9 protein-coding genes and 1 pseudogene are annotated in these 10,566 nt (G+C 29.1%); all 10 read left to right on the top strand.

Annotation, left to right across the window (positions count from 1 at the left end; all coding sequences use genetic code 11):
• The first annotated feature begins 844 nt into the window (after nucleotides 1–844).
• Nucleotides 845–1,522 carry a hypothetical protein gene (locus tag NH286_RS10000; RefSeq protein WP_265238651.1) on the top strand — a complete coding sequence of 226 codons (678 nt, stop codon included), beginning with the start codon at nucleotides 845–847 and terminating at the stop codon, nucleotides 1,520–1,522.
• 1,028 nt (nucleotides 1,523–2,550) lie between these two features.
• Nucleotides 2,551–3,792, top strand: a complete 1,242-nt coding sequence (locus tag NH286_RS09995; RefSeq protein WP_265238649.1) for an ABC transporter transmembrane domain-containing protein — start codon at nucleotides 2,551–2,553, stop codon at nucleotides 3,790–3,792.
• Nucleotides 3,793–3,835: 43 nt separating this feature from the next.
• A complete protein-coding gene (locus NH286_RS09990) occupies nucleotides 3,836–4,126 on the top strand; it encodes a CD1845 family protein (RefSeq protein ID WP_000583243.1) in 291 nt (96 codons plus the stop codon).
• 86 nt (nucleotides 4,127–4,212) lie between these two features.
• Complete coding sequence (locus tag NH286_RS09985; RefSeq protein WP_002838936.1) at nucleotides 4,213–5,190, top strand: replication initiator protein A; 978 nt, start codon at nucleotides 4,213–4,215, stop codon at nucleotides 5,188–5,190.
• A 14-nt stretch (nucleotides 5,191–5,204) separates the two neighbouring features.
• Entirely contained in the window at nucleotides 5,205–6,062 is an 858-nt protein-coding gene (locus NH286_RS09980; RefSeq protein ID WP_265238646.1) for an ATP-binding protein, read from the top strand.
• 14 nt (nucleotides 6,063–6,076) lie between these two features.
• Nucleotides 6,077–6,568, top strand: coding sequence for a PcfB family protein (locus NH286_RS09975; protein ID WP_002838927.1), 492 nt, complete (start codon nucleotides 6,077–6,079; stop codon nucleotides 6,566–6,568).
• 196 nt (nucleotides 6,569–6,764) lie between these two features.
• Nucleotides 6,765–6,971, top strand: coding sequence for a hypothetical protein (locus NH286_RS09970; protein ID WP_022620867.1), 207 nt, complete (start codon nucleotides 6,765–6,767; stop codon nucleotides 6,969–6,971).
• Between the two features lie 44 nt (nucleotides 6,972–7,015).
• A complete protein-coding gene (locus NH286_RS09965) occupies nucleotides 7,016–8,074 on the top strand; it encodes a VirD4-like conjugal transfer protein, CD1115 family (protein ID WP_265238644.1) in 1,059 nt (352 codons plus the stop codon).
• Nucleotides 8,075–8,113: 39 nt separating this feature from the next.
• Nucleotides 8,114–9,963 (top strand): annotated as a pseudogene (locus NH286_RS09960) (DUF4368 domain-containing protein).
• A gap of 371 nt (nucleotides 9,964–10,334) precedes the next feature.
• Nucleotides 10,335–10,566: ATP-binding cassette domain-containing protein (locus NH286_RS09955; RefSeq protein WP_265238642.1), on the top strand; the 232-nt coding region annotated here is incomplete at its 3' end.

Genomic DNA, 10,566 nt, shown 5'->3' with positions numbered 1-10,566 from the left:
ACTTACATACCGAATATTTAGTTGTTATTTAGTTTTTCTAAGCCTAATTTTTAGGCTTATTTGATGTGCCATAAATTACAAGATTAATTATTTTTTATTTTCTCTTGACATTTGATAGCTGGTCTAATATTTTTCATCATAATTAATTTTATCCTAAAGATTAGTTTTACTAGGCAAGTAACAAATAATAAGATTGATTATATTCTTGGCGATTATTGGCTTGCCTTATATAAATCCTAGCTAATAATATCTTCATTGTCAAAGGCATATGTGTCTTTGAATTATTTGCCATTTTAATATATTATAAATATAAGTAAAAGGACAATACAATAGACTATGAAATGTGCATATTATAAAATATTATGTGTAAAATAGAAAAAGAGAACTCAAACTTGTAAAGTTTTGTTAAGTAAAAAAAGAAAAACATAAACTAACAAGGAGTACTCTTATGAATAATTTTAACACAGAATTAATTTAAATACTAGCCCAGGGATTAGCTATTAATGATTTACTAAAATCAGAATTAACGGTCTTTTTAGATTATGAGAAATAGGAATATAAGGAGGTGGATTACAAGTGTAAAAAGTAGAGCTATTCTATATCTTTCTATTTTATATAGATAAGATTATATAAAAATGTAAAACAAAAATTATAGGAACGATTATACTGAAATCGTTTCTAAATTATAAAAATTTTAGATATAAGTATGGTTTTTATTTATCAACCAGATATTGAAATGATAAGAATAAGTATGTTTGTGCCGTAGACAAATAATAATATTTTATAACTCATAAATAATAAATAAAGATGTAATTAAATAAAAAAAAGTTTATAGGAGAATTTTATGAATAGATTTAAAAAAATCATCGCTGGTATTTTAGTTTTTGGTATAATTCTTTCAATTATTCCGAAAAGAGCGTTCGCAACAGATAATAGTGTAAATTCATTAAAAAAAGATTTTATTAATAAATACACAGGTGTAGATTTAGTCTCAAAGAATTTTGAAAGAGATAGAATGACACCAAAAGAAGAAGAAGCTTATAATGCACTACTTGAAATAATGTATGAAGAAAATAAATTCGTTGCTACAGATGAAGGATATACTAAAGAGGAATATATAAATCTGGTAGATGATATTTTAAGTGAAAATATAACAATAGAAAATATACAAAGTAATGGAATTACATTTTATTCAGGATCCCATGGAACAATCTCTACAAAAATGTTAGGAGGAATTTTAAATGGAGTTATCAATGCTACTCTATTAATAGCGGGCGTAGGAAGTGTATTCGAGTTAATCAAAAAAATGGGTAAAGAAGCCGCAAAAGAGTGGGTTAAAAAGCATGTGAAAAAAGCTGTGGTAAATAAATTGTATGCTTTGGGACTAGGAGCATTTGGTATTTATGCAGGAAATATAATTAAAGGAATTGTTGATGCTTATTTTGACCCAGGTCAATGGTTAGCCGAAAGAATTGATGGAAGAGACAAGATTCCAAACAATGGGTACATAGAATTATGGTAAGTATAATAAATTTTTTGAAATCCAATTACGATAACATATTAATTTTTTTAGGGATTGTTATCTTTGGAAATTCCATATTAAATTCGGATGAAACAAACAAAAAATATGTAGGAAAAATACTTGGAGCTTTGATTATCCTTATTGGAAGCATATGTAAGTATGTATATAAATAGTTAGATTGATTTAAAAAATAGAAGATAAAATTTATTATTATTTGTTTATTGGAATTAATAGCACTTACAGAAGTAGGTGCTATTTTTATACGTGCGCTCGGCATGAGCATATTCTAACAGGTGCAAGTCCTAAGTGTGCCCGGTAGTGGGAAACACATAGTCAAAGGCAAGGGTGTCCATCGTGAAGTGGATTCTTAAGGAAGCCCTAGGCGAACTCTTGGTCTGACGAAGATGAATCACATAAGGCAGTTACGTAGGATAAGCTTGCTAGACAAAGTAAAGTCAGGTAGCTACACGGAATGCGTAAATGTAAATGTGGCAGATATATGAGAGGAAAGAATATGTCCTTACCCGAGGAGGTCTCACTAGCGAAACAGTAGTAACAACGAATAGTGAGAAGTCAGCAGAAGTCATAGTACTAGTTAAAACTAGGAAGGACCGAACTACAGGAGGTATAAATTTATGAAAGAAACGAATCATGACAAAGACTGTAGAAAATCAACCAGACCAATCAAAGAAACTTAGAAAGTGAAAATAAATTAGCTGGACACAGTTATGAGAAGATTAACTCAAAAGAAAATACCAAAAATGATCAAAAGAATAGCTGAGATGGGCTATACATCCTTAGTCAGCTATTACAATAAAGTTCAAATTAAACTGTAGTACCGCCGTATACGAAACCGTACGTACGGTGGTGTGAGAGGACGGTAGATGAATTAATCATTTACCTCCTACTCGATTAATTCTACAAAATAAAGAATAATATTACAATAAAATATTTTTTTACAATATTATATGACATGGTGTATTATAGAAATAATAAAAGATGATTTGATATTAAGAAAGTAGGTTTATATGAAGGAGAATTATCAAAAAGAGAAGTTTAAATTTATAAGACTCAACTGGATTTTTGTTGGATTTATAATTCTTTCTTTAGCTAGCAATCTTGAGCAATATTTCATGACTAGGTTGATTGAGAGGTTTTCTAGGATTGTGTCTTATAGGGATGGGACCTTGATTAGATCTACTCTGATATTTTTTGTTCTTTGGGCCCTTGTTTTTTTTACCTTGAGAGTATCAAGATCTAGGATGAAGGCTAGGATTTCTTATTTGTGGAATGTGAGGGTTAAGAGGGACTTGATGGAAAATATCCTAAGAAGAGATCCCCTTTATTTTGAAAGCAAGGATAAGGCATCTTACATATCTTTATTTAACAACGACTTAAAATTTATAGAAGATAATTATCTCTTTTCTGTCGATTGGATTATTTCAAATACAGTTCTTTTATTTTTGTGCTTGGCCTATGGTTTTACTATTAATATTGAAATAACCCTGATTATCTTTGCCTTTGGAATCATAATCATGCTGATTTCTAAGTATATTTCCTCTCTATCATCAAATGAGAATGAGAAATATATGAAGTCTCTAAATTCCTACAATGAGATATTGAATGATTCATTTTACGGCTATGGAACTCTTTTTAGATTCAATAAGACAGGCCATTTCCTTAGGAAATTCGACCAAAAAACCAAAGAAAATGAGAAAATCCACGAAAAATCCTTATTTTTAAATTCTTCTAGGCTTTCAGTAATAAATGTGTCATCAATGATTTTGCAGACATTTTTAATGCTCTTATCAGCCCTTTTTGTCTATTGGGGCAAGATAGAAGCCTTTTATTTCCCAGTTCTCTTAAGTCTTATGAATATTATAATTTGGCCTATGCAAGAGATAGCAGATTCCTATGGCAATATAATTTCAACTAAGAAAATCAGAGAAAGAATTTTGGAAGATTATTCTTATAGGGAAGATAAATTTGAAGGTGAGCAAGGTCAGGATAAAGAAATTATAGAAGAAAAGTCAGACATATTATTTTCAAAAGTTGACTTTTCCTATGGGCCTAAAGAGATTTTATCAGGGGCTTCCTTTAGGATAAATAAGAATGACCACCTAATCATAAGTGGAGCAAGCGGGACTGGGGACAGTGATATAATGATGACAGATACAATAAATCCATTAAAATCAAAGTTTAAAGGCTTCCACAAAACTTTTAAACAAGACGATTTAGGATTAAGTCTGTCATCTTTTTTATTAAATTAACAAAAAAGAAAAGAAAACATAAGTAATAAGGATTGAAGAGAATATGATAATATTTAGAGTTTTTTTCAAAATCATATTGTTTCCTATTAGGATAGCGTTAAGTATCATAATTCTATTTTTAACGTTTGTATTAGGACTCAGCACAATATTTTTCAAACTGATTTCATTTATCGCTATTATGGGATTTTTAGGATCTGTTTATCATGGAGAAAAAGCACTTGCTATAGATGCGTTTATACTAGCATATCTTTTTAGTCCTTATGGTTTACCAGTGCTAGGATATTTTATTATAGAAGTGATAGAAGGGGTGAATGAAAGAATAAAAGTAATTTAAATATAAAAATAAATAGATTAAAACGATGAAAAAGAGATAGCAAAATCAAAGCTATCTCTTTTTATATGAAAAGAAAGGGGGTTATGATGAAAGAAATAGTTAAATTTGAATACTATTATGGCAATGAATCAGAACAATATTCATTTTTTAGGATTCCCAAAACTTTATTCACCGACTTAAATTTTAAAAAACTATCCGTAGAAGCAAAAATTCTTTATGGAATTCTACTCGATAGAATGAGCTTGTCAATTAAGAATAAATGGTTAGATGAAGAAAACAAGGTATACATTATCTATACCATAGAAGAAATTATGGAAGTATTAAATTGGGGGAGAAATAAATCGGTCAAAGTAATGAAAGAAATTGAAGAGATAGGATTATTAGAAAAAAAGAGGTTAGGACTTGGAAAGCCAAATTTACTCTATGTAAAGAACTTTATTTACACAGAAAATAATAAAACTACAGAAGTTTCAAAAGCAAACCTCAAGAAGTTTAAAAAACAAACTTCAGGAAGTTTAGAAAACAAACCTCAAGAAGTTTCAAAAGAGGACTCTAATAATACTAATATTAATAATACTGAAACTAATAATACTGATTTTAATAATACCACCCCCATATCCCCCTTAGAAAAGCTAGGAGAAAAATCAAAAAAAACTTTGGAGGAGGAAGAATTAAAAGAAACTATAAAAAAGAATATATCTTATGAAATCTTTGAAAAAGTAAGAATAGAAGAAAAGAAGCAAGTAGATGTAATGATAAATGTACTTGTAAAAGCCTTAACTAGCTTTACAAACATTAAAATAGGAGGGAGGCATATATCCAATGAAAATTTTAAAGAAAAATTTCTAAGTCTTAACTATAAACACATAGACTATGTTTTGAAATACCTAAGAGAAAATGCTCCAAAGGATATTAGAAACATTAATGCTTATCTACTGACTCTCTTATACAATGCAGATGAAAATATTAGAAACATAGAAGTCATAAAGAGAGAAGATCAGAAAAGAGAAAACTATGACTATAGTAACGATGAGGATATATGGAGAGAAATTTTAAATACTTGATAGGAGAGGAGCATATGGAATTAATAAAAGAAATCCTAGAACAGAAAATAAAAAATGCAGAAACAAATAGTCCATCAAAAGATGAAGAAAATAGGAGTTATATAGATCAAGAAACAGGATTAAAATATTGTGCAAAATGTAAAACACCAATTGAAAAAGAAATAGACTTCTTTGGAGAAATAAAAAAAGTTGGTATTTTATGTCAATGTAAAAAAGAAAGACAAAAATTAGAGGAAGAAAAAAGAAAAGAAAATAAAAGGCTTTTAAAAATTGAACACTTAAAAAAAGAGTGTTTTTCTGATCCTATCTTATTAAATTGGAATTTTAAAAATATGGACAAAGATAGTGAGCATGAAAAAGTAGCAAAAAATTATGTGGAAAAATTTGATGAAATATATGAAAATAATATAGGATTAATTCTCATAGGGAATGTGGGATGTGGAAAAACATATCTTGCAAGTGCTATAGCAAATGCTTTACTAGAAAAAGAAATATCAGTCAAAATGACATATTTTTCAGTAATTTTAAATGATATGACTAACTTTGAGATTGATAAGAGTAAGTATATAGATAACCTAAATCATAAGAAACTATTAATTATTGATGATTTTGGAATGGAAAGAGATACAGATTTTGCAGCTGAGCATATCTTTAACATAATAGATAGTAGATATAGAAGTGGGAAACCTCTAATTATAACAACAAACTTAAATATATCAGCTTTAACTAATCCTGAAACTATAAAAGATAAAAGAATTTACTCAAGGATACTTGAAATATGCAGTCCCATTATATTTACAGGAGAAAATAGAAGAATAGAAAAAATGAAGGAGAAATCAAAATTAGCCTATGAAATATTAAAAAAAGAATGAAAGTAGGTGAGTGAATGCAAAATGATGATATAAATAGCAGAACAATAGCCATAGTAAAAAAAGCGGGGATAGTTACAGCCAAGCAAGTTATAAATTTGATGAAGAAAATATTAGAAATAAATAAACATAAAGCGCAGACAGAACAGTCAAGACCCTTAGAAAAATTTAAAAAAGTAAAAGTAAAAGATCTTGTAAAAAAAGGTAAAGTAGAAACCTTAGAATTAAATGACATAGACTTAAAAGCATTGAAAAAAGAATTAAAAAGATATGGGGTGAAATTTTCCATAAAGAAAGATTTAGAAAATGGAAACAACATTATCTTTTTTCAAGCAAAAGATATAAAAGTGATGGAACAAGCTTTTAAAAAGACAGTCCAGAAATTTACTAAAGATAAGTCAAGAAAAAGAAAATCTGTAATAGAAAGGCTTAATAACTTCAAGGATAAAGTCAAAGATACTATTGACAGAGATAAGGTTAAACATAAGCATCAGGAACAAAGTTTATAATAAAAGCACTTAGATATATAATATATATGATGAGAAGGCATGAATAGCTTTATTGTTGAATACTATGAAAAAGAAGATGGAATCATCCAGTAGAAGAATTTCTCTTATCTATAGATAAAAAATGAGAACAGAAGCATTAGGGAAAAAACTAAAAAATACCTTTGAAAGTAAAATATAAGTATAATGGTGGTTTAAAATGACAAATAAAAGAATATGTCCCATATGTAACTCAAAGATGAAGCAACAGTTTATAGGTCTATTACATTGCAAGTGTGGTATAAGCTATCATAGAGATTTAGGATATTTTAAAAGAAATGAGAATATGATTTTTGTCTTGGAAAGAAAAAAGATAGGTAAAAAAATAAAACAAGTTCCAGTAATAATATATAAAAAAGATAAATAAGATACTAATGGGTAGAGAAATCTACTCTTTTTTATGGAGAGGAAGTGATTAATTCGAAAATACTAAATGAAATAATAAAAGATATAAAAAATGTTTTTAAGATAAGAGATAAGAAGAAATTTGTATTAGAAAATCTTCCTTACCTCTTATTTTTTTATATAGGAAATATCTTTGCAAGCCATGTCAACTCTTATGTAGGAGGAGATATAATAGATAGAATTCTAGTAGCTTTTAGTCAAATAGATACTTTAAAATATATTCCATCATTAAAAATAAAAAATCTGATACCCGGTCTAATTCTATCAGTAGTTATTAAGTTAATCCTTATACAGAAAAAGAAAAAAGCAAAAAAGTTTAGAGAGGGCAGAGAATATGGATCGGCAAGATGGGGAAATGAAAAAGATATTGAGCCATACATTGACAAGAAGTTTGAAAACAATGTGCTATTAACTCAAACTGAAAGACTTACCATGAACAATAGACCTAAAAATCCAAAATATGCGAGAAATAAAAATGTATTGGTAATTGGAGGTTCTGGTAGTGGTAAAACAAGGTTTTTTGTAAAGCCAAATCTCATGCAAATGCACTCTTCATATGTAGTAACCGATCCAAAAGGAACATTAGTCTTGGAATGTGGGAAAATGTTGGAAAGAAATGGATATGAGATAAAAATACTAAACACAATAAACTTTAAAAAATCCATGAGATATAATCCCTTTGCATACTTGAAAAGTGAAAAAGATATTTTGAAATTAGTACAAACAATAATTGCAAATACTAAGGGAGAAGGAGAAAAATCAACTGAGGATTTTTGGGTGAAAGCTGAAAAACTCTATTACACAGCACTTATAGGATATATCTGGTATGAAGCTCCTAAAGAAGAACAGAACTTTACAACTTTACTTGCTATGATAGATGCAAGTGAGGTAAGAGAAGAAGATGAAAATTTTAAAAATGCAGTAGACTATATGTTTGAAGCATTAGAAAAAGAAAAGCCAAATCATTTTGCAGTAAAACAATATAAGAAATACAAACTAGCAGCAGGAGTAATAGAATTAAGGAGAACACTTAATCACTATTTTAGTGAAATATGTACTTCTTAATTCTTTTTTTATTGAAAAATTAAGAGAAAGGGGGTAAAAATGAGGAATTTTGAAAAGATAACAGCACTCTATGAAAGATTAAGTCGTGATGATGAACTGCAAGGAGAGAGTAACTCTATCATCAATCAGAAAAAAATATTGGAAGAATACGCAAGCAAAAATAATTTGTCAAACATCATTCACTTTACAGATGATGGAATCAGCGGAACACAGTTTGACAGACCGGGATTTATGGCAATGATGAACGGAGTCAATCAAGGAAATATCGGTTGTATCATCGTAAAAGATATGAGCAGACTTGGCAGAGATTATCTCAAAGTCGGTCAATGTATGGAGATACTAAGACAAAAGGGCGTAAGACTAATCGCTATCAATGACAATGTAGATAGTTTTTACAGAGAAGATGATTTTACCCCTTTTAGAAATATCATGAACGAATGGTATGCAAGAGATACATCAAGAAAAATCCAATCGACTTTCAGATCAAAAGGCGAAAGTGGAAAACATACGGCAAGTACACCACCTTATGGCTATATCAAAGATGAAAAAGATAAAAACAAATGGATAGTAGATGAAAAAGCAGCAGAGATAGTAAGGCGAATATTCAATATGACCATGCAAGGCAATGGTCCGTATCGAATAGCAAAGATATTGGAGAGTGAAAAAGTAGATATACCCGCCTACCATCAACAAAAATTAGGCTATGGGCTATATCAAAGCAAAAACTTTGAACACCCATATCGTTGGTGTAGTTCCACAATAGCAAGTATTCTAAAGAAACAGGAATACTTAGGACATACAGTCAATTTCAAAACAAGAAAACACTTCAAGGATAAGAAAAGTAAATATGTATCCGAGGATAACTGGCTTATTTTTGAAAATACACACGAGCCAATCATAGACCAAGAAACCTTTGATAATGTGCAAAGGATAAGAGGAAATGTAAAAAGGTATCCTGATGGTTGGGGCGAATATCACCCACTAACAGGACTGATGTATTGTGCAGATTGTGGAAGCAAGATGTATGTTCATAGGACAAATAACTATAAGAATATTCCTTATTATGTTTGCAGTAATTATAAGAAAGTACCTTGCGGGACACTTTGTCCATCAGCTCACAGGATAAAAGCAGAAGTAGTCTTAAACCTTATCCAAGAAACATTAAAAGATATAAAAAATTATCTTGATGAAGATAATGAAGCATTTATTCATTCCATTCAAAATGAAATGGAAGAAAAGGAAAAGGCACATATAGAAAAGAAAAAGATAAGATTAACAGAAAGCCAAAACAGGCTTCAAGAGCTGGAACGATTGATGTGCAGAATTTATGAAGATATGATTTTAAATAAGATACCGAATAATCGCTATGAAATTTTAAATAACCAATATGAAACTGAGCAACTCACGTTAAGTAAAGAGATTAAAGACTTAGAGCTTGTAATATCAAGATATGAAAAGGAAACAGATAAGGCAAGAAAATTCATATCCCTTATTAGTCGTTATGAAAACTTTGATAATCTCACAAACACAATGATAAATGAGTTTGTAAAGAAGATAATCATTCATGAAAGAGATAGGAAAGGCAGTCAAACATCAAAGCAAAAGATAGAAATATATTTTAACTTCATAGGAAATTATGAAGTGCCAAAAGAAGAGTTAAGCGAAGAAGAACGATCAAAACTTGAGGAAGAAGAACGAAAAATTAATGAGAGAAGAGACAGACTTCATCAAAATTATCTAAAGCGTAAAGCAAATGGAAAACAACAGGAGTATGAGGAAAGGTATAAGGCAAGACGAGAGCAGAAAAACAGGAGAATTTAAAGGTTTTGAAAAAGACAGGTATATTAGTCAGCTATTATGAGAAGATTAAAATAGTGAATTTAGAATAATAAAAAATTCTGGACATGAAATAAATATTGATAATCCTAAAGTCTTAGGACAGATAATATCTGAATTTTGGACTGTGTAAATAGAATAATTAAAGTTAGCCTAGGCGATAGAAATTAAAAACTCTACCGTCTTTTTTTATACTCAAAATTGGGAGGTTAAAATGGTAAGGATAAGAAGCCTCACTTAAACAATTTAATATATAAGACATTTAGCGATTGATTATAAGTTAAGTCGCTTTTTTAATATGAAATTTAAAGACCAATTAAAATAATATTACTGGTTGTTTTTTTCTAAATCAGTTAAAAATTATGTTGTTTTTATAGTTTTGTTATATTTACCTCTTATAATAGAATCATCAAAGGAGGAAATTATGTCCGAAAAAGTACTTGAAATAAAAAATCTATGTAAATCTTATGGTAAAAGAAAGATTATAAATGATCTGAATATGACTGTGTTTAAAGGAGATGTTTATGGCTTTCTTGGAGCAAATGGAGAGGGGAAAACAACTACTATTAGAATGATTACATCATTAATTAGGTCTGATTCTGGAGAAATTTTAATAAATGAAAAATCTGTAATAAAAAATAGAGATCAAGCAATTA

The organism is Anaerococcus sp. NML200574, assembly GCF_026131665.1.
Lineage (GTDB): Bacteria > Bacillota > Clostridia > Tissierellales > Peptoniphilaceae > Anaerococcus > Anaerococcus kampingae.
The sequence above is the reverse complement of the archived record's forward strand: the minus strand, read 5'-3'. Positions and strand labels throughout refer to the sequence as shown.